Raw genomic sequence first — 18,761 nt, 5'->3', positions numbered from 1 at the left:
TTCTTCCGTTTCGGGGCCGCGGGCGTGTCATGCCCTTCCCCGGGTTTGAAGGCGTTGTCAGTGGCGCAGTGCACTATCGGAGGCGGGAGGTGGTGCACGTGTCGGGGATCGCTTATGACTGTGACGTGCTCGTGGTCGGCGGCGGGATCGTCGGGCTGTCCACGGCGTATGCGATCACGCGTGCCGCGCCGGGCACACGGGTGACGGTGCTGGAGAAGGAACCGGGAGTGGCCCGGCATCAGACGGGCCGCAACAGCGGCGTCATCCACAGCGGGATCTACTACCGGCCGGGGTCGCTGAAGGCCCGGTACGCGGTGCGCGGCGCGGTCGAGATGACGAAGTTCTGCGCGGAGTACGGCATCGCCCACTCCGTCACCGGCAAGCTGATCGTCGCCACGGAGCGCGCGGAGCTGCCCCGGCTGCACGCGCTCGTGCAGCGCGGCCGGGAGAACGGCATTCCGGTGCGGGAGCTGGGCGCCGCCCAGATCGCGGAGTACGAGCCCGAGGTGCGCGGCCTCGCCGCCATACACGTGCGCACGACCGGGATCTGCGACTACACGGCCGTCGCACGACAGCTGGGCCAGGCGTCCGGGGCGGAGATCCGCTACGGCGCCCAGGTCGTGCGCGTCGACCGGCGGCCGGAGCGCGGGGTGGCCGTGCTCACCGAGCGCGGGGACATCATCCGGGCGCGGGTGCTGGTGAACTGCGCCGGACTGCACTGCGACGAGATCGCCCGGCTGACGGGCGACGACCCCGAGGTGCAGATCGTGCCGTTCCGCGGCGAGTACTACGAGCTGGCGCGCCCCGAGCTGGTGCGCGGACTGGTGTATCCGGTGCCCGATCCGGCGTTCCCGTTCCTCGGGGTGCATCTGACCAGAGGGATCGACGGAGGCGTGCATGTCGGCCCCAATGCCGTGCCGGCGCTGGCCCGGGAGGGGTACGGATGGGGCGTCGTACGGCCGCGGGAGGCGATGGCGACGGCGGCATGGCCCGGGGTGTGGCGGATGGGGCGGCGACACTGGCGGTACGGGGTCGGGGAGCTGCGGCGGTCGCTGTCGAGGAGGGCGTTCGCGGACGCGGTGCGCCGCCTGCTGCCTGCCGTTCAGGACGGGGATCTGGTGCGGGCCGAGGCCGGGGTGCGGGCGCAGGCCGTGCTGCGGGACGGCACACTGGTCGACGACTTCCTGATCCGGGAGGGGCCGCGCACGGTGCATGTGCTGAACGCGCCCTCGCCGGCCGCCACCGCCTCGCTGCCGATCGGGCGGGAGGTGGCCCGCAGAGCGCTCGCAGTGCTGGAGGCGTCGTGACCGGCGCCTTCGCCGGGGCCTCGGCCGAAGCCTTCGCCCCGGCCTCGACTCACGGCCGCTCGCCCGGCCCCCGTAAAATCGACCCCACTGTGTCTGATTCCGTGAGTACCCCCGAAATACCCCAGCCCTCCCCCGGCGGCGAGCACCACCCGGGTGAGTCCGTTCGGCATACCCGCGCCAAGGGGGAGCCCCGGTTCCCCGACGGGCCCAAGGCCGATCCCGCCGGGTCGCACTTCGAGCGGCGGATCCGGAGCTTCCAGCCCCGGCGCAGCCGGGTGACGGCCGGGCAGGCGGACGCGTTGCAGCGGCTGTGGGCCAAGTGGGGACTCGACATCGACGGGCACCCCGTCGACCTCGCCGAGTTGTTCGGCGACGACCGTCCGGTCGTCCTGGAGATCGGTTTCGGCATGGGCGAGGCAACCGCGCAGATGGCGGCCGCCGACCCGGACACCGACATCCTCGCCGTGGACGTGCACACGCCCGGCCAGGGCAACCTGCTCAACCTCGCCGACCAGAACGGGCTGACCAACGTCCGGGTCGCCAACGGCGACGCGATCATCCTGCTGCGCGAGATGCTGCCGGCGGACTCGCTCGACGGGCTGCGCGTCTACTTCCCCGACCCCTGGCCGAAGAAGCGCCACCACAAGCGGCGCCTCATCCAGCCCGCGTTCCTCGACCTGGCCGCGACGCGGCTCAGGCCGGGCGCGCTCGTGCACTGCGCCACGGACTGGGAGCCGTACGCGGAGCAGATGCTGGACGTGCTCACCGCACACCCCGACTTCGAGAACACCCGGGCCGACGGCGGGTTCGCACCCCGGCCCGGGTTCCGGCCGCTGACCCGTTTCGAAGGGCAGGGCCTGGACAAGGGCCACGTGGTGAACGATCTGCTCTTCCGCCGCGTACAGCATCGCGTCCGGCCCGGGGATCGCCGACCGGCCTAGGGATCACTGACCGACCGCCCCCTCCACCACAGTCCCCTCCCTCGTTAGGGTCGATGCCGTGGCCATCAGTCCCCCCTTTCCGCCCTACCCGCCGCATCCCCCCGGCGGCGCTCCCGAGGACGGTGTGCTCAGGCACGCGCACTGGTGGCAGCGCAGGTGGGTGCGGTACGGGGCGCTCATCATGCTGCTCACGCTGTCCGGGCTGGTCATCCTCGCGCTGGTGCGGGAGCAGACCGGCACCGAGGGGTTCCTGGTCGGGCTCGGGCTCGCGGTGCTGCCCGTGCCGCTGCTCATAGCCGCCTTCCGGTGGCTGGACCGGGTCGAACCCGGGCCCTGGCGGAACCTGGTGTTCGCCTTCGCCTGGGGTGCGTGCGCGGCGGCGCTGATCGCCATCGTCGCCAACAGCTTCGCCACCCGGTGGATAGCCACCGCGACCGCCGACCCGTCCAGCGCGGACACCCTGGGGGCGACGGTCATAGCGCCGATCGTCGAGGAGTCCGCCAAGGCGGCCGCCGTCCTCCTCGTCTTCCTCTTCCGTAGGCGGGACTTCACCGGGATCGTCGACGGCGTGGTCATCGCCGGCGTCACCGCCACCGGCTTCGCGTTCACCGAGAACATCCTCTACCTCGGCACCGCCTTCGGCACCGACCAGCTCAGCGGCGACAGCGGCATCGCCTCCGTCACCGCCGCGACCTTCTTCGTACGCGTCGTCATGTCGCCGTTCGCGCACCCCCTGTTCACCGTCCTGACCGGCATCGGCTTCGGCGTCGCGGCGCTCTCCGGGGACCGTCAGCGCCTGCGACGGGTGCTGCTCCCGCTGTCCGGGCTGCTTCTCGCGATGGGCATGCACGCCCTGTGGAACGGCTCCTCGACGTTCGGCGAGTTCGGCTTCTTCGCGGTGTACGCGGCGTTCATGGTGCCCGCGTTCGGGCTGCTGACCTGGCTGGTGGTGTGGACGCGCCAACGCGAGCTGCGCACCGTACGCGAGGAACTGCCCGCCTACGCGGCCGCCGGCTGGCTCACCCCGGCCGAGCCGTTCGCGCTCGGCTCGATGCGGGCCCGGCGGGTGGCCCGCGTCTACGCGGGCCGCCACCTCGGCAAACCGGCGGCGAAGGAGGTGGCGCGGTACGAGGCGTATGCGACGTCCCTGGCGTTCCTGCGGCACCGCGGTCGGCGGGGGCGGGCGAACGCCGACTTCGTCGTACGGGAGCGGGAGTTGCTGAACGAACTGTGGCGGCGCAAGGACATCGCCCGGCCCGCGCTGGACCACGCCGCCCGGATGACGGCCCCGCCGGTCCGGGTGACCGCGCCGCCCTGGCCGGTGTATGGGGTGTACGGGTACGGCCAGGGGCCGGTTCAGGTGCCGGGCCAGGGGCAGTGGCCGGGCTACGGGTATCCCGCAGCACATGCGTCGGGCTACGGGTATCCCGCACAGCCACATCCGGCACAGCCGTATCCCGCACAGCCCTATCCGGCACAGCCCTATCCGGCTTCCAACCCCTACCAGTCATGACCAGTCATGACCAGTCGTGATCAGTAGGAGCAGGCGGGAGCAGGAGAGGGCTCGGGAGGAGTAGGGGGTAGGTGGGGCTCAGGCGGAGGCCTGGGTCAGCCTGGTGACCTCCGCGTCCGTCAGTTCCAGCTCCGCCACCTCCAGCAGCGCCGGCAGCTGCTCGACCGTCCGCGCGGAGGCGATCGGCGCGGCCACCGTGGGCTGCGCCGCGAGCCACGCCAGCGCGACCGTGGCGACCTGGGTGTCGTGGGCCTGTGCGATCTCGTCCAGGGCGGTGAGCACCTTCCGGCCCCGCTCCGTGTCGAGATGCTTGGCGGCGCCGGCGGCGCGGGCGCTCTCCACCGTCGTACCGGGCCGGTACTTGCCGGTGAGGAAGCCGGAGGCCAGCGCGTAGTACGGGACGGCGGCGAGGCCGAAGCGGGCGGCGAGGTCCTGGCGGCCGCCCTCGTAGGTGTCGCGGGAGACCAGGTTGTAGTGGGGCTGGAGGGCGACGTACCGGGCCAGGCCCTCGCGGTCGGAGAACTCCAGGGACTCCTGGAGGCGTTCGGGGGAGATGTTGGAGGCGGCGATGTGGCGGACCTTGCCGGCCTTCACCAGTTCGTCGAGCGCGCCGACGATTTCCTCGACGGGCACCTCGGTCTTGTCGAAGTGCGTGTAGTAGAGGTCGATGTGGTCGGTGCCGAGGCGGCGCAGGGAGGCGTCGGCGGCGGCCTTGATATTGGCCGCGGTCAGGCCGGGGAACTCGGGGTGCTGGCTGACCTTGGTGGCGATGACCACGTCGTCGCGGTTGCCGCGCTGCTTCACCCAGTTGCCGATGATGGTCTCGGACTCACCGCCCGAGTTGCCCTCGACCCACGCCGAGTAGGAGTCGGCGGTGTCGAGGAAGTTGCCGCCGGCGGCCGCGTAGGCGTCGAGGACGGCGAAGGAGGTCGTCTCGTCGGCGGTCCAGCCGAAGACGTTGCCGCCGAGGGAGAGCGGGAAGACCTCGAGGTCGGAGGAGCCGAGCTTGCGAAGAGAAGTCATGCTTCATATCAACGGGCGCGGGCGGCACACCCATTCCACGGGCAACGCAAAGAACGTGTGAACAGCACACGTGGACGGAGCACCGGAGCACGTGAACACCCCCGAGGGGGACCCTCAGGGGTGTTCCGGGTACTACGGGTAGAACAGGTATTCCCCGGAGGGACTGCTCAGGGGTTGAGGCCCTTGCTGCGCAGCCAGGCCATCGGGTCGACGCCGTCGGAGTTGCCGTTCGGGTGGACCTCGAGGTGGAGGTGGGGCCCGGTCACGTTGCCCGTCGCGCCGACGCGGCCGATCACGTCACCGGTGCCGACCTTCTGGCCGGCACTGACGCTGATCGAGGACTGGTGGCAGAACCAGAGTTCGGTGCCGTCGTCCAGCGTCAGGATGGTGCGGTAGCCGTAGGAACCGGCCCAGCCCGCCTCCGTGACGGTGCCGCTGTGGACGGCCTTGATGAGCGTGCCGGTGGGAGCGGCGAAGTCCAGGCCCGTGTGGTAGCCGGAGGACCACATGGAGCCGGCCTGACCGAAGGTCGAGGTGATCGTGTACGAGGAGGTCGGCAGCGTGTACTGCTTGGCGAGCTCGGCCAGGCGCGCGGCCTCGGCCTTCTCGGCGGCCTCCGCGGCGGCCTTCGCCTTTGCGGCGTCGGACTTGGCCTTCGCGTCCTTCTCGGCCTTGACGACGGCGTCGCTCGCGGCCTTGGCCGCGGCGGCCTCGGCGGCGGCCTGGGCCTTGGTCTCGATCTGGGTCTGCTGCGACTCGGCCTGCGCCATGATCCGGCTGCGCAGGGCCTCACCGGCGTCGGAGGCGCTCTGGCTGCTGTCGTCGGCGGTCGTCTCGGAGCCGAAGGTCGCCAGGGCCGGCGCGGCGTCCTGGGCGGGCTCGTCGTCGGAGATGAGCGAGCCGACGTTCGGCAGGTCCGGCAGGGAGATGGAGACGGGGGCCTTGCCGGTGTTGGCGCTGGCCATGCCGCCCGCGCTGACGGCGGCTATGACGCCGACGCCGAGGACGGTGGAGCTGCGGGCGAACCCGCCGCCGCGCTGCTTGGCGACGCGGTGCTTGCCGCGTACCGGGCGAATGGACTCCGCGGTGGGGTTCCACTCCTCCCAGGGGCCCTCGTCGGTGCGGTAGTCGCCGTAGCCGAAGGTCTCGGTGGACCGCTGGGCGGGCACGAACGGGGCTTCTGGGGCAGGCCGGTTGGACGCCACGCGGGCGTACTCCTTTCCTTCCGTCGCCTACCGGGTTAGCTGACGGGTTCGGAGCGGGAAGGTCTCCTACGCGCGTATACCGGCCGTGGACTCCGCGAGTTCACGGTGGCTTCCGTGCGATTCACCCCAAGGTGGTGGTTCCCCGGTTCCCTTGCGGGATTCGGCAGTGCGCACGGAGCCGACTCTTGTGACGGCTGGGACGACCGCGCTGCGTTATCGAACGTTAATAGACCTGGGGGCCGGTTTCCAAGCACTTCTGCTTGATCAACAACATTTTCGGCCTGGGACTTTCGCCCCATGAACGGTGAAAAACGGGCGAGTTGACGGAAGAGGCGTCCGAAAACGCAGCGTACGCACAGTAACCAACCGGCCACATGTCGGGGACACGCACTGAGGGGTCCCTGGGACACGCACTGAGGGGTCCCTGATGTGCGCTGAATTGCCCCGGATATGCACCGAGGGCCGGAACCCTTTCGGATTCCGGCCCTCGGCCTTCAGTAGCGGGGACAGGATTTGAACCTGCGACCTCTGGGTTATGAGCCCAGCGAGCTACCGAGCTGCTCCACCCCGCGTCGTTGTGACTCCAGTCTACGCTACTTCCGGGGCGTCAAACACCACGGTTTACCGCCGCCCCCGATGCCCCGCCCCCGCCGCCTCATTCCAGGTGCCGGTTCGGGGCCTTCGCCCGCGCCTCGAACTCCGGGAGGACGAGGACGTCGACGCCCGCGGCCGTCAGGAGCCCGGTTCCGTCCGCCTCCGTCACGAAGGTGTCGGGCTCACGCCAGGCGGTGACCACCCGGCGCACGCCCGCGTCGAGGATGAGGCGGGCGCAGGGGGAGGGGCGGGAGGAGCGACGGGCGCAGGGTTCGAGACTGCTGTACACGGTGGCCGTGGGCAGTCGGGGGTCGGCGGGGTCGAGCTTCGCGAGGGCCGCCTCCTCGGCGTGCACGACCGGGTCGCCGGCCTCGCGGGAGTGGCCGCGGGCCAGTTCCGTACCGTCGGCGGCCACGATCACCGCGCCGACGCTGAAGGCGGTCTGCGAGGGCGGGCACTGCGCCGCGAGCTCGCAGGCGAGGGCCAGCCAGTGGCGGTCGGCCGCGGCGGGGAGCGGTCCGGCGCCGGGGGCGGTGGGCTGGTAGCGGTTCAGTACGACGTCCTCGATGCGCCGCGTCTCGACCAGGCGCAGCCGTCCGCCCTGGTAGCCGCCCGGCCCGAAGAGACGGGGCGCGTCCGGGTCGCCCACGAAGAGCGGGGCGACGACGAGCTGGAGTTCGTCGGCGAGGCCCTGCTGGAGCAGCTGGGTGTGAACGGTGCCGCCGCCCTCGACCATGAGACGCCGTACGCCCCGCACATCGTGCAGGTGTTCGAGGAGGCGGCGCCAGTCCAGTTCGGGGCCGAGCGGGACGACGTCCGCGGCGATCCCGAGTGCGCGGGCGCGCTCGGCGCCCTTGTCCGTCGTACAGACGACCTTCTCGCCGCCCGTGTGCCAGAAGTTCGCCGCGGGATCGAGCTCGCCGGAGCCGCTGACCGTGACCTTGAGGGGGTACGGCGGCCGGCCCTCGGCGACGCGGGCGGCGCGCCGCTCCGGGGAGTTCACGAGGAGCCGGGGGTTGTCCGCGCGGATGGTGCCGGCGCCGATGAGGATGGCGTCGACGGAGGCTCGCACCTCGTCGACGCGGTCGAAGTCGGCGGGGCTGGAGAGGAGCAGGCGATCGGGGGTGGTGTCGTCCAGGTAGCCGTCGAGGGAGACGGCGGCGGACAGCAGGACGTACGGGTACGGCATCGACGCGCTCCCCGGTGGCGTGGGTGAGGGTGGGTGAGGGTGGGTGGGAGGTGATTCACGTGGGTTGACGTGGCCTCTTGGTTCAAGTTTGAAACAAACCTACACTGGTCGCATGACGACTCGCTGGCTCACCCCCGAGGAGCAACGCGCCTGGCGCGCCTACGTCGCCGGGTACCTCCTCGTCGAGGACGCGATCGACCGGCAGCTCCAGCAGGAGGCCGGCATGCCTCACCTGTACTACTCCATCCTCGCCAACCTCTCCGACACACCGGAGCGGCGCCTGCGGATGACCGAGCTCGCGGAGCAGCTGAAGATCACCCGCAGCAGGCTGACGTATGCGGTGACCCGTCTGGAGAAGGACGGGCTGGTGCGGCGCGAGGACTGCAGCTGGGACAAGCGCGGGAGTGTCGCGGTCCTCACGGACGAGGGCATGACGGTGCTGGAGAGGACGGCGCCCGGGCATGTCGACACCGTCCGTGCCTCCCTCTTCGCCCGCCTCACCCCTGAACAGGTGGGACAGCTGGAGGAGATCTTCACGCAGGTCGTACGGGGGTTCCAGGGGGACGACAGCAACGAGGTCGCACCCGAGGACCTCCCGTGGCGCCGACGGTCGTCACCGTGCTCCGGCAGCGGCGAGGCCTCGGAGGGCGCCTTGGGCCCGGAAGGCGCCGGGGCATCCGGGGCGTCCGGGGCATCCGGGACCTCATGAGCCGCACCACAATTCAGTTGCTTCAAATTTAAAGCATGGGGTAGGGTCTCGTTTCGTCGGAACTGCTTCAAATCTGAAGCAGAAGCCGGCCGTGTGCCACCATTCACCACCGGACCCGGGAGACCCGCATGCCCGACACCCCCGCCGCCACCCAGCGCGCCCGCGTCCGGGTACCGCTTCGCTTCCACGACGGCTACTCCGTCGACACCGAACTGGTCACCTTCCACGGCCTCGCCGACGGCCAGGAGCACGTCGCCGTCGTCCTCGGCGAGCCGGCGCCCGGCACCACCCCGCTGGTCCGGCTGCACTCCGAGTGCCTGACCGGCGACGTCTTCGGCTCCGCACGGTGCGACTGCGGGCCGCAGCTGCGCGAGGCGGTGGAGCGCATAGCCACGACGGGCGGCGTCCTGCTCTACCTGCGCCAGGAGGGCCGCGGCATCGGCCTCTACAACAAGCTCGACGCGTACGCCCTCCAGGACCAGGGCCTGGACACCTACGAGGCGAACGCCGCGCTCGGTCTGCCCGAGGACGGCCGCGACTACACGGCCGCCGCCCAGATGCTGCGCGCCCTGGGCATCACGAGCCTGGACCTCCTGTCCAACAACCCCGACAAGGCCGACCAGCTGCGGGAACTGGGCATCGACGTCCAGGACCGGGTCCCGACGGGCGTCTTCACGACCCCGCACAACGTCCGCTACCTGCGCGCGAAGGTCCTGCAGACCCAGCACACACTGCCGCTGGGGGACCTCACGGGGCTGAACGTCGGCTGAAACGTCGACTGAAACGTCGACTGGGCGTGGGCTGATTGCGGGGCGATCCCGGGCCGGGCGTCAACGCCCCCGCTCGGGCCCGAACGGGCCGTCCAGCGCCGCCCATTGGAGCAGCATGATGGTCTTCGCGTCCGCGATCGCGCCCGTGCGGACCAGGTCGAGGGCCTCGGCGAAGGGGAGTTCGACGACGGTGATGTCCTCGCCCTCGGCCGCCACGCCCGCCGTGTCGACGCCGGGGGCGGACGCGTCGTAGGGGGCGGCGAAGAAGCTGAGCCGCTCCGTGACGGAGCCGGGGCTCATAAACGCGTCGAACACGTGCTCTACGTCCCGGACCGTGCGTCCCGTCTCCTCCGCGGCCTCACGACGGATCGCCTCCTGTGGGTCGTCGCCGTCCAGGAGCCCGGCGGCGGTCTCCAGCAGCATGCCGTCGGGGTGTCCGTTGACGTACGCGGGCAGCCGGAACTGACGGGTCAGCAGGACGGTGCGCCGGTCGGGGTCGTAGAGCAGGATCGTCGCGCCGTCGCCCCGGTCGTAGGTCTCGCGCTGCTCGCGGCTGACGTGGCCGTCGCTGTGCCGGTAGTCGAAGGTGGTGCGGCGCAGCACGGACCAGTCGCAGGCGAGGACCTCGACGTCGAGGATGCGGACCCGGTCGTTGCCGGTGAGGTCACGTCCCTGACGGTCGAGTCCGGTACGGCCCCGGGGGTCGGGGGTGTCGATGCCGGCGGTCATGAGGAGCTCCCTGCGGGGGTCGGGACGTCGGCGAGGCCGACGTAGGTCTGCATGCCCCGGGCGCGGGCCCGCTCGACCATGCGGTCGGCGCCCTGTGAGGGGCCGCCGATGCGCAGCACCGCGTCGCAGCGGTCCAACAGGCGTTCGGCGACCGGGTGGAAGAGCTCGTCGAAGAGCGGGTCGCCGGGGGCGGCGCCGCCCGCCGCCTCCAGCAGGGGCAGCGCGAGCGCCTCTCCGGTGACGGGCAGATGCCCGGCGCGGAACAGTGCGAGGGCGACCTCGTTCATGGCCCGCACGTTGTCCGCGAGTTTGGCGGGGTCGTCACCGGTACCCGAACGGTACGGTCCGGCGACCAGGATCATCAGCGGCGTCATATACGTCTATGTCTCCTCAGCTGAGGCGGGTCTCGACGCCGGCCTCGTGCAGGGCGTCCAGGGTCTGGGGGCCGCCGGGGTGGGTGGCGGGGTCGGCCGCGGCGGCGTCGGTGACGAAGGTGTGCACGGCGTCGAGCGGAGCGACCTGGCTGAACGCGCGCACGCCCAGCTTGGTCGCGTCGGCGACGGCGAGCGTACGGGCGGCCTGGGCGAGTCCCGCCTGCTTGACGGCAGCGTCCTCCAGGGAGAACTCCGACCAGCCGTGCACGGCGTGCACCCCGCCGATCGACATCACGAACACGTCGAAGGCCAGGGACTCCAGGGTGCGCAGGGCCAACGGCCCGACGAGGGACCGCTCACCGGGACGCGAGCGACCGCCGACGACCACCAGCTCGATGCCGGGCCGGTCGGCCAGCCGCAGCGCCGCCTGCAGACTGAGCACCGCGACCGTCAACGGGCCCCGCGCGGCGAGGTGTTCGGCCACATGCACGGTCGTGGTCCCGGCGTCCAGCAGCACCCGCGACCCCGGCTCGACCAGCGCGGCGACGGCCGCGCCCAGCCGGTCCTTCGTCGCCGCCTGCCACGCCTGCCGCGCCTCGAAGCCACCGCCCTCCGCACGCGGCCGCCCGGGAACGGCCCCACCGTGCACCCGCCGCACCAGCCCCTGCCTCTCCAGCGCGTCCAGATCCCTGCGCACGGTCATCTCGGAGACGCCAAGCCGCTGAGCGAGTTCGGCCACGGAGATCCGCTGCCCGGGGTCCTGCCCCTGAACGAGGCGCAGAGTCAGGTCCAGACGGTCGGCTACATCCATGCGGCCATTTCTACCACGCCAATGAGTGAACGAACATCAGACTGTTCGAACGGGCGATGGCTGCCCGGCCCTGGGGACGAGCTCAAAACAACGCAGCGCCCGAGCCGACCGAAGCCGACTCAGGCGCTGCGTAGCAGGCAAGAGGGCGTTTCCTCCCCCGCCACCGGTAGGCCCTGTGGGACTCGAACCCACAACCAATGGATTAAAAGTCCACTGCTCTGCCAATTGAGCTAAGGGCCCAGGCGATGTTGCCTCCCCGAGCATAGCCGGACCCGGCCGCGTCTCCGATCGGGTATCGGTGACACGGCCGGGTCGAGGCGTGCGGAAGGGCGAAGATCGGTCATCGGGCCTGTCGGCTACGGGGTCTTCCCCGCCCTCGCCGCCTCCCTGGCCGCAGTCCGTTCGTGGTCGGGGTTGAGGAACCAGTGGCGGGCCGAGACCTGCCACCACACCCCCGCGAAGCCCAGGACGACGAGAACGGCGACCGGGGCGTAGTTGAAGGTCTCCCAGGTGACCGGGGAGACCTGCGGCAGCATGAACAGGACGGTGAGCACGGCCACCCACGCCACCGACACCACGCCGATGGCCTTCGACCAACGGCCCAGGTGCCATGGCCCGCGCTGGAAGGCCTCGCCCTTGCGGATGCGCAGCAGCGTCGGGATGACGTACGCGATGTAGAGGCCGATGACGGCGATGGAGGTGACGGCCGCGTACGCGGCCACGTTGATCAGGTACGGCAGGCCCAGGAGCAGTGCGCCGCCGGCCGCGAGCCAGACCGCCGCGACGGGCGTACGGGTGCGCGGGCTGACCGTGTGCCACAGGCGGGAGTACGGCAGTGCCCCGTCCCGGGAGAACGCGTAGATCATGCGGCTGTTGGCCGTCACCGACGCCATCCCGCAGAACAGCTGGGCGCCGATCACGACCAGCAACAGCAGCTTGCCGGCGGTCGCGCCGAGCGCGTCGAGCAGGATCTGGGCGGGCGGCGCGCCGGTCGGCGAGGTGAGGGCGGCGTCGTAGGACTGAATGGCGTACGTGAAGCCGAGCAGCAGGACGAAGCCGGCGATCCACGACGTCCAGATGGACCGCACGATCCCCTTCGGGCCCGCCGTCGACGCGTCGTGCGTCTCCTCCGTCATGTGGGCGGACGCGTCGTAGCCGGTGAAGGTGTACTGGGCCATCAGCAGGCCCAGCAGCACGACGTACACCCCGCTGCCCCAGCCGGTGTTGTTGACGAACTCTCCGAACACGAAGGACGTCGACTGGTGGGTGTCGGGGACGAACGCCAGCGCCCCGACGATGACGCCCACGCCCAGCACGTGCCACCACACGCTCACGCTGTTCAGCAACGCGACGATCCGCACGCCGAAGGTGTTGAGCAGGCCGTGCAGCAACAGGATGGCCACGAAGAGCAGGACCGTCCGGCCCGGGGTCACCTCGAAGTCGAACTGGAGGTTCAGGTACGCGCCGAGGAAGGACGCGGCCCCGAAGTCGATGCCGGCGGTCACCGCGACCTGCCCCAGCACGTTGAACCAGCCCGTGAACCAGGCCCAGGCCGCCGCCGATCGCGGGGGCGCCAGCCGGTGCGCCCAGAAGTACAGGCCCGCGGAGGTCGGATACGCCGAGCAGATCTCGGCCATCGACAGGCCCACGAACAGCGTCATCAGGCCGACGGCCACCCAGCCCCAGGTGATCACCGCCGGTCCGCCCGTGTTCATGCCGAACAGGTACAGCGTCAGGCAGCCCGAGAGGACCGAGATGATCGTGAAGGAGACCGCGTAGTTGGAGAACGCCGACATGCGGCGGGCAAGAACCTGCGTGTAACCGAGCTGGGCCAGCCGCTCTTCGTCCGACAGCCCACTCACTCTGGCGTCATCTGTCATGCCCCCAGCAATTCCCTCACCGGGGGCGTGACACACGTCACAACTTGGCTGAAAGAAGCGGTTAGAAGATTCCCTTGTAGTTCTGCCAGCCGGCGCCGATCTTGACCCGCGCTCCGAATGTGCCGGTTCCGGTGCCGGGAAGCCGGTACAGCCCGCCCGCGGTGTCCCGCGCGACGAGGTCCGCCTTCCCGTCCCCGGTGATGTCCCCGGCCCCGGCGACCGCGTTGTACGAAGCCCCCCAGTTCGCGAACAGCTTCACGCGCGCACCGAAGGTTCCCTTGCCGGTCCCGATGTAGCGGTACAGGTTGTTCGACTTGTCCTGGGCGATCAGGTCACCGATGCCGTCGCCGTTGAGGTCGCCCACGCCGACGATCTTCTTGTACGTCTTCCAGTCGTCGTAGAGCTTCACGGGGGCGGACAGTTTTCCGGCGGCCGTGCCCTTGTACATATAGACCTTGCCGGTCGACGGGTTGCGGGCGATCAAGTCGGGACGGCCGTCCATCGTGAGATCACCCGGCGAGGTCAGAACGTCGAACTGGGTCCAGCCGCTGGTCCCGACCGTCGTGTACGGCGCCGCGGGCGACAACGCGGCACCGCAGCCCGTCCGGTACAGCCGCAGCGCCCCGCTGCTGAGCCGCACGAGGGCGTCGTTGCAGCGGTCGCCGCTCAGATCGCCGATCGGCACCACCCTGATGTCCTTCGGCCAGCCCGCGCCGCTGGCCTGCCCCGAGAACGTGCCCTTGCCCGTGCCCTGTTGGTAGGTCAGGGTGCCCGGGTAGGGCATGGTGAGCAGGTCGCCGACGCCGTCCGGCTTGTTCCCCGGACCCACGTAGTCGTGGAACACGGCGCTGCCGCGCACACGTCTGACCGTGCCCTGCACCTTCAGGGGGCCGCCGACCCCGTCCGCCGGTGTGATCGACAGCGTCCAGTCGTACAGGCCGTTGGGAAGATCCGCCCCCGTCGAATCGACACCCGTCCAGTAGACGCCCAGGCTTCCTCGCACGGCGCCGCCGTCCGCGCCATCGACGCGCTTGCCGGTCGCCTTGTTGCGCACGGTCAGTTCCCAGTCGGCGGCCGGCTTCGACAACAGCACGGAGGTGAGGGTGTTCGCGGCGGGATCGATGCCGATCTCGGTGCTGCTGCGCGGCGCGTCCAGCAGGCCCAGCGGCTGCTGTGCCACGCCGGACGGCACGAGGTGCACCTGCTCCTTGATGTCCACGTAGGCCGCGTTCGCACCGGACTCGTCGACCGTCCAGCGCACGTCCCGCTGTGAGACCTCGGTGTCGGGCAGGTCCCCGATGACCCGGCTCTCGGCCGTACCGTCGGCGACCGTCGTCAGCGTCAGCTTCCCGGCCTGCTTGTCGTGGGTGACGACGTACCCGTCACCGAGCTCGGCCTCGTCGGCCGGCACCGGCACGGACTTCTTCTCCGTTCGGTCGTAGACGCCCGCCCGGCCCTCGCAGGTCCAGTACAACCAGCGGCCCAGCGCCTGGAGTTCGGTGGGAGCGCAGCCCGCGTCGGTGGCGAGGACCTCGGTCGTCCTCCTGGCCGTCAGGTCGTAGGCGGTGACACTGCCCGGGCTCGTGCCCGTGGTCCACAGGATGTTGCCGGAGAGGGCGGCCGGCCCGGGGGTGCGGGTGACGACGGGTGCAGGGTCGATGCTGTCGATCCGGTACACGTACTGCCCACCGGGTCCCGTGTAGAGCAGGTAGCGGCCCGAGACATCGGTGATCCGCCCTTCCTTGGGCAGCCCGGGGCGGCCCCAGACATCGTCCGCATCCGGCCCGTCGACCTCGATCGCATTGGTGGCCCCGTCGCGTGCGAGCCAAGCGATACGGCCGTCGGCCAGGCCCCGGACCTGGGCGCATGCGGCGTCGGCTGCGCAGTCGGCCATGGGGACGGTGGTGGTGAGCTTGCTGCCCTCGCCGAAGGTGGGGGTACCGGACGCGGCGACGGTCCGTACCCGGGCGGAACGCGCCGCGGTGCCGTAGTGCTCCAGAACGACGAGCCGCCCCTGGTCCAGGGACAGCCCCTGGATCGCCAACGGCGGTTTGGGCAGGGCCTTGACCGGCGTGACGACGGGCGGGCCACCGTCCGTGCCCGGGGTGAGGCGCTGGATGCCCCAGTCGTCGTCGCCCGTGCGGCCGATCTTCACGGCGGTGCCGTCGGGCCCGGCCGCGGTCCCGTACGCCGAGGACCGCAGCAGGGTCACCGGATCGCCGCCCGTGAGGGGCTGCGCGGTCGCCGAAGTGGTCCCGTTGACCAGCCAGTCGCCGACGACGGCCAGGTCCTGGGTGGCGTTCGGCCCGTCGCTGACGCCCTTGAGCCTCACCTCGACGGGGGCCGTCGATAGGTCACGCGGGAACACCAGGACCGATGCCTTGTCCTTGGCGGAGACGACGACATGTCCACCGCCCAGGCTCGTGCCGGTGTACCCGGTGGGAATCGGGCCGCTCCAGCCGCGCACCTCACCGGACGCACGGTCCACGGCGATCAGGCCGAACTGCGCGTCCACGGAGGCATGCAGGTACAGCGTCTGCGCGTCCACCGCCCCGCCCAACCCGAGGACGAGACCGGCCGGACCTCCCGTGATCATTCGGTCCACGGTGGTCCCGTCGGGCCCCGGCGTCAGCAGATGCACGTCACGGGTGACCGTACCGTCCTCGCCCAGCACGTTCTTGAAGGCCACCGTCAGGTTGTCGTAGGACGTGAGGTAACCCAACCCGTCCGGGACCTGGAGGCTCCGGGTGGAGCCGTCGGACGCGTCCCAGAAGTCGACCCGGCCATCGCTGTGGTGGTACGCCAGGACGTCGGTGCCGGTCGACATCCCCACCGTTCCCGCAGGCGCCGTCGGCACGGGCACCGACTCGCCGTCCGCGTAGCGCGTCCACAGCAGGCCGCCGGCGCCCTCCAGGCTGTGGAAGACCCCCTGTGCCCCGGCCCCGTCATGGCTGCCGTGGGTCGACGACGACTGGAGCGTCGCGGTCGTGTAGGTGTCCCGCGGTGTCGCCGGCACCACCGTCTCCTGCGGAGTGTCCGCGACCGCCGTCGACGGCAGCAACGGGGTCAGTCCTGCCGCCAGGACGGCGGAGGCGGCGACAAGACGCAGACGTGCGGAGCCATGGCGAGCCAAGAGAGTCCCTCCCCGGGAACAGGACGGAGACGGATCGGACGGCACGCCTCGCCGGCGTCCGCGGGCCCCCAGCCTTCACATCCGTCTCACAAGTCGGCTGATCCTACAGTCGCCCCGCAGCCTCGGAGAAAGGGGTTACCGGAGAAGCGAGAACGCCGTGGCCCCCACCGAAATTCGGTGGGGGCCACGGCGTTCACTCACATGGGCCGGCGACAGCCTTCGCGTCAGCCGTTGCGCTTCCAGCGGGGCTTGTCGTCGCGGCGGCCGGTCGTGCCGGAGCCGGTGCCGCGGTGGTCGTCACGGCGGCCGAACGGGCGGTCGTGGCCGCCGGAGCGGAAGCCCGGGCGGTCGTCGCGACGGTCACGGTTGAACGGACGGTCGCTGCCCCGGTGGGTGGACGGACGCTCGTCTCGACGGTCGCGGTTGAAGCCGCCCGACTGACGGTCGTCGCGGTTGAAGCCGCCCGACTGACGGTCATCGCGGCGGAACCCGCCGGAGGGACGCTCGTCACGACGGTCACGGTTGAAGCCGCCCGAGGGACGGTCGTCACGGCGGAAGCCACCGGAGGGACGCTCGTCACGACGCTCGTCGCGGCGGAACCCGCCCGCGGGACGCTCGTCACGACGCTCGAAGGAACGGCCACCACGGTCGTCACGACGGTCGCGGTTGAAGCCGCCCGACTGACGGTCGTCACGGTTGAAACCGCCACGGTCGTTGTCGCGGCGCTCGAACGAACGGCCACCACGGTCGTCGCGGCGGTCGTCACGGCGGAACCCACCACGGTCGTCACGACGGTCGCGGTTGAAGCCGCCCGACTGACGGTCGTCACGGTTGAAGCCGCCACGGTCGTTGTCGCGGCGCTCGAACGAACGGCCACCACGATCATCGCGGCGGTCGTCACGACGCTCGTAGTTGCCCCGCTCGTCACGACGCTGACGCGGCTGCTCGTACGCGGGACGCTCGGCGATCTGCTCGGAGACCACGGTCTCGGCCGGCGCCTCCGCCACGGTGTTCTGCTCCACGACCGCCTCGGCGGCCGCGACGACAGCCGCCTCCGGGTCCTCGCCGCGCTCACGCGCCACGCGGGCCACCAGACGGTCGGCCTCCTCACGCAGCTCGGTCGCCCGGCGCTGCGCGCGCTCCAGCTCCTTGGCGAGCTGGGAGACCTCACGCTCGGCCTGCTGCGCCGCGTTGCCCGCGGACTCGGCCTGGACCTCCGTCATCGACCGGGCGCCGGTGATCTCGGCGACCTCCGGGTCGAAGGCGGCGCCGCCCTGGATGATGTGACGCCCGGCGTCGACGCCCGCGTCCTCCATCAGCCGGAAGATCTGACGGCGCTGGTGCGGCAGCGAGAGCGACACGACCGTGCCGGTGCGGCCGGCCCGCGCCGTACGGCCCGCACGGTGCAGGTAGTCCTTGTGGTCGCCGGCCGGGTCCACGTTCAGGACCAGGTCGATGCCGTCGACGTGGATGCCGCGGGCGGCGACGTCGGTCGCGACGAGCGCGTTGACGTAGCCGTCCTTGAAGTCGGCCAGCGTGCGGGTGCGCGCGCCCTGGGTCATGCCGCCGTGCAGCGCGTCCGCCTTCACACCGGAGTCGCGCAGCTGCTCGGCGATACGGTCGGCGCCGAGCTGGGTGCGGACGAAGATGATCGTGCGGCCCTTGCGGGAGGCGATCGCGGCGGTGACCGGAGCCTTGTCCTTGGGCTTCACGATGAGGATGTGGTGCGACATGGTCGTGACGTTGCCCTGGGCGCTGTCGACCTCGTGCGTGACCGGGTTGCTCAGGTAGCGCTTGACCAGCGTGGAGATCTCGTTCTCCATCGTGGCCGAGAACAGCATGCGCTGGCCGCCGGCCGGAATCTGGTCGAGCAACTCGGTGACCTCGGGCAGGAAGCCCAGGTCGGACATCTGGTCGGCCTCGTCGAGGACGGCGATCTGCACGTTCTCGAGGGAGCAGGCGCCGCGGTTGATGATGTCGCGCAGCCGGCCCGGGGTGGCGACGAGGATGTCGACGCCACGCTCCAGGGCGTAGATCTGGTTGCTCATCGACGTACCGCCGCAGACGACCTTCATCTTCAGGCCGAGGACGTCGCCGTAGGGCTGCAGCGCGTCCGCGACCTGCATCGCCAGCTCACGCGTCGGCGTGAGGATGACGGCGCGCGGCTTGCGCTTCTCGGTGTGCCCGCCGGCCAGCGTGGCCAGGGTCGGCAGACCGAAGGAGAGGGTCTTGCCGGAGCCGGTGCGGCCACGGCCGAGGATGTCCTTGCCGGCCAGGGCGTCCGGGATGGTCGCGGCCTGGATCGGGAAGGGGGTGGTCACGCCGTTCTGCGCGAGCTTGCGCACGACGCCCTCGGGGAGCCCGAGGTCGGCGAAGGTCTGCCCGGAGGACGCGGCGGAGTCCTCGACCAAAGCCTGTGCGGCTTCGGTCTCGAAGACCGCGGTCTCGGTGAGCTCGATCGCCTCGTCGTTGCTCTCGGGCACGACGGCGTGATCAGTACTGGAAATGGACATGCGAATGCGAAACCTTCCGGAGTCTCGTCGGCACGCGCCCGTCAACTCCGTGTTCGCATTGCATTACGAC

The 18,761-nt window shown here is 70.9% G+C and carries 14 protein-coding genes, 2 tRNA genes and 1 riboswitch; of the genes, 5 read left to right on the top strand and 11 right to left on the bottom strand.

Features of this window, described 5'->3' with window-relative positions; translation table 11 throughout:
* Nucleotides 1-29: 29 nt before the first annotated feature.
* The 3 genes from lhgO to ACZ5SK_RS10660 all read left to right on the top strand — a co-directional run bounded on the left by lhgO (nt 30) and on the right by ACZ5SK_RS10660 (nt 3,761).
* A complete protein-coding gene (gene lhgO, locus ACZ5SK_RS10670) occupies nt 30-1,307 on the top strand; it encodes an L-2-hydroxyglutarate oxidase (RefSeq protein ID WP_361706125.1) in 1,278 nt (425 codons plus the stop codon).
* An 89-nt stretch (nt 1,308-1,396) separates the two neighbouring features.
* Entirely contained in the window at nt 1,397-2,248 is an 852-nt protein-coding gene (gene trmB / locus ACZ5SK_RS10665) for a tRNA (guanosine(46)-N7)-methyltransferase TrmB (RefSeq protein ID WP_319344109.1), read from the top strand.
* Nucleotides 2,249-2,306: 58 nt separating this feature from the next.
* Complete coding sequence (locus tag ACZ5SK_RS10660) at nt 2,307-3,761, top strand: PrsW family glutamic-type intramembrane protease (protein ID WP_334578811.1); 1,455 nt, start codon at nt 2,307-2,309, stop codon at nt 3,759-3,761.
* 78 nt (nt 3,762-3,839) lie between these two features.
* Here ACZ5SK_RS10660 and ACZ5SK_RS10655 read toward each other — a convergent pair whose 3' ends face one another.
* The 4 genes from ACZ5SK_RS10655 to ACZ5SK_RS10640 all read right to left on the bottom strand — a co-directional run bounded on the left by ACZ5SK_RS10655 (nt 3,840) and on the right by ACZ5SK_RS10640 (nt 7,772).
* On the bottom strand, nt 3,840-4,784 hold the full coding sequence (locus tag ACZ5SK_RS10655) for an aldo/keto reductase (RefSeq protein WP_334578810.1): 945 nt from the start codon (nt 4,782-4,784) through the stop codon (nt 3,840-3,842).
* A gap of 167 nt (nt 4,785-4,951) precedes the next feature.
* Nucleotides 4,952-5,989, bottom strand: coding sequence for a M23 family metallopeptidase (locus ACZ5SK_RS10650; protein ID WP_334578809.1), 1,038 nt, complete (start codon nt 5,987-5,989; stop codon nt 4,952-4,954).
* Nucleotides 5,990-5,998: 9 nt separating this feature from the next.
* Nucleotides 5,999-6,165, bottom strand: a riboswitch (cyclic di-AMP (ydaO/yuaA leader).
* Nucleotides 6,166-6,487: 322 nt separating this feature from the next.
* A tRNA-Met gene (locus ACZ5SK_RS10645) sits at nt 6,488-6,561 on the bottom strand.
* A gap of 83 nt (nt 6,562-6,644) precedes the next feature.
* Nucleotides 6,645-7,772 (bottom strand): dihydrofolate reductase family protein, encoded by a 1,128-nt coding sequence (locus tag ACZ5SK_RS10640; RefSeq protein WP_334578808.1) that lies wholly within the window; start codon nt 7,770-7,772, stop codon nt 6,645-6,647.
* A gap of 112 nt (nt 7,773-7,884) precedes the next feature.
* Here ACZ5SK_RS10640 and ACZ5SK_RS10635 point away from each other — a divergent pair, with 112 nt between their 5' ends.
* Together ACZ5SK_RS10635 and ACZ5SK_RS10630 are read left to right on the top strand one after the other, a co-directional pair.
* On the top strand, nt 7,885-8,481 hold the full coding sequence (locus tag ACZ5SK_RS10635; protein ID WP_334578807.1) for a MarR family winged helix-turn-helix transcriptional regulator: 597 nt from the start codon (nt 7,885-7,887) through the stop codon (nt 8,479-8,481).
* A 128-nt stretch (nt 8,482-8,609) separates the two neighbouring features.
* Nucleotides 8,610-9,251: a GTP cyclohydrolase II gene (locus ACZ5SK_RS10630; RefSeq protein WP_334578806.1), complete on the top strand. Its 642-nt coding sequence runs from the start codon at nt 8,610-8,612 to the stop codon at nt 9,249-9,251.
* A gap of 60 nt (nt 9,252-9,311) precedes the next feature.
* Here the strand turns inward: ACZ5SK_RS10630 and ACZ5SK_RS10625 are convergent, their stop codons facing one another.
* From ACZ5SK_RS10625 to ACZ5SK_RS10595, 7 genes are all read right to left on the bottom strand, one after another.
* Nucleotides 9,312-9,980 carry an NUDIX domain-containing protein gene (locus ACZ5SK_RS10625; protein ID WP_334578805.1) on the bottom strand — a complete coding sequence of 223 codons (669 nt, stop codon included), beginning with the start codon at nt 9,978-9,980 and terminating at the stop codon, nt 9,312-9,314.
* A complete protein-coding gene (locus ACZ5SK_RS10620; protein ID WP_334578804.1) occupies nt 9,977-10,354 on the bottom strand; it encodes a DUF4406 domain-containing protein in 378 nt (125 codons plus the stop codon). The genes ACZ5SK_RS10625 and ACZ5SK_RS10620 overlap by 4 nt, the downstream gene beginning before the upstream one ends.
* A gap of 16 nt (nt 10,355-10,370) precedes the next feature.
* Entirely contained in the window at nt 10,371-11,165 is a 795-nt protein-coding gene (locus ACZ5SK_RS10615; RefSeq protein WP_334578803.1) for a DeoR/GlpR family DNA-binding transcription regulator, read from the bottom strand.
* Between the two features lie 167 nt (nt 11,166-11,332).
* Nucleotides 11,333-11,405: transfer RNA gene (locus ACZ5SK_RS10610), tRNA-Lys, on the bottom strand.
* 116 nt (nt 11,406-11,521) lie between these two features.
* On the bottom strand, nt 11,522-13,045 hold the full coding sequence (locus ACZ5SK_RS10605; protein ID WP_468575774.1) for an amino acid permease: 1,524 nt from the start codon (nt 13,043-13,045) through the stop codon (nt 11,522-11,524).
* A 61-nt stretch (nt 13,046-13,106) separates the two neighbouring features.
* The gene (locus ACZ5SK_RS10600; protein ID WP_468575772.1) at nt 13,107-16,178 is read right to left on the bottom strand and encodes an FG-GAP repeat domain-containing protein; all 3,072 of its coding nucleotides are present in this window, start codon (nt 16,176-16,178) and stop codon (nt 13,107-13,109) included.
* 224 nt (nt 16,179-16,402) lie between these two features.
* Nucleotides 16,403-18,691, bottom strand: coding sequence for a DEAD/DEAH box helicase (locus ACZ5SK_RS10595; RefSeq protein WP_334578800.1), 2,289 nt, complete (start codon nt 18,689-18,691; stop codon nt 16,403-16,405).
* Between the last annotated feature and the right edge of the window lie 70 nt (nt 18,692-18,761).

Source organism: Streptomyces sp. NPDC031474 (assembly GCF_055581185.1).
This window is presented reverse-complemented; position numbering and strand designations above follow the sequence as displayed.

Coding starts and splice junctions, on each gene's coding strand:
- ACZ5SK_RS10630 (WP_334578806.1), top strand. CDS start 8,610: ATGCCCGACACCCCCGCCGCCACCCAGCGCGCCCGCGTCCGGGTACCG.
- ACZ5SK_RS10625 (WP_334578805.1), bottom strand. CDS start 9,980: ATGACCGCCGGCATCGACACCCCCGACCCCCGGGGCCGTACCGGACTC.
- ACZ5SK_RS10620 (WP_334578804.1), bottom strand. CDS start 10,354: ATGACGCCGCTGATGATCCTGGTCGCCGGACCGTACCGTTCGGGTACC.
- lhgO (WP_361706125.1), top strand. CDS start 30: ATGCCCTTCCCCGGGTTTGAAGGCGTTGTCAGTGGCGCAGTGCACTAT.
- ACZ5SK_RS10640 (WP_334578808.1), bottom strand. CDS start 7,772: ATGCCGTACCCGTACGTCCTGCTGTCCGCCGCCGTCTCCCTCGACGGC.
- ACZ5SK_RS10655 (WP_334578810.1), bottom strand. CDS start 4,784: ATGACTTCTCTTCGCAAGCTCGGCTCCTCCGACCTCGAGGTCTTCCCG.
- ACZ5SK_RS10615 (WP_334578803.1), bottom strand. CDS start 11,165: ATGGATGTAGCCGACCGTCTGGACCTGACTCTGCGCCTCGTTCAGGGG.
- ACZ5SK_RS10595 (WP_334578800.1), bottom strand. CDS start 18,691: ATGTCCATTTCCAGTACTGATCACGCCGTCGTGCCCGAGAGCAACGAC.
- ACZ5SK_RS10605 (WP_468575774.1), bottom strand. CDS start 13,045: ATGACAGATGACGCCAGAGTGAGTGGGCTGTCGGACGAAGAGCGGCTG.
- ACZ5SK_RS10635 (WP_334578807.1), top strand. CDS start 7,885: ATGACGACTCGCTGGCTCACCCCCGAGGAGCAACGCGCCTGGCGCGCC.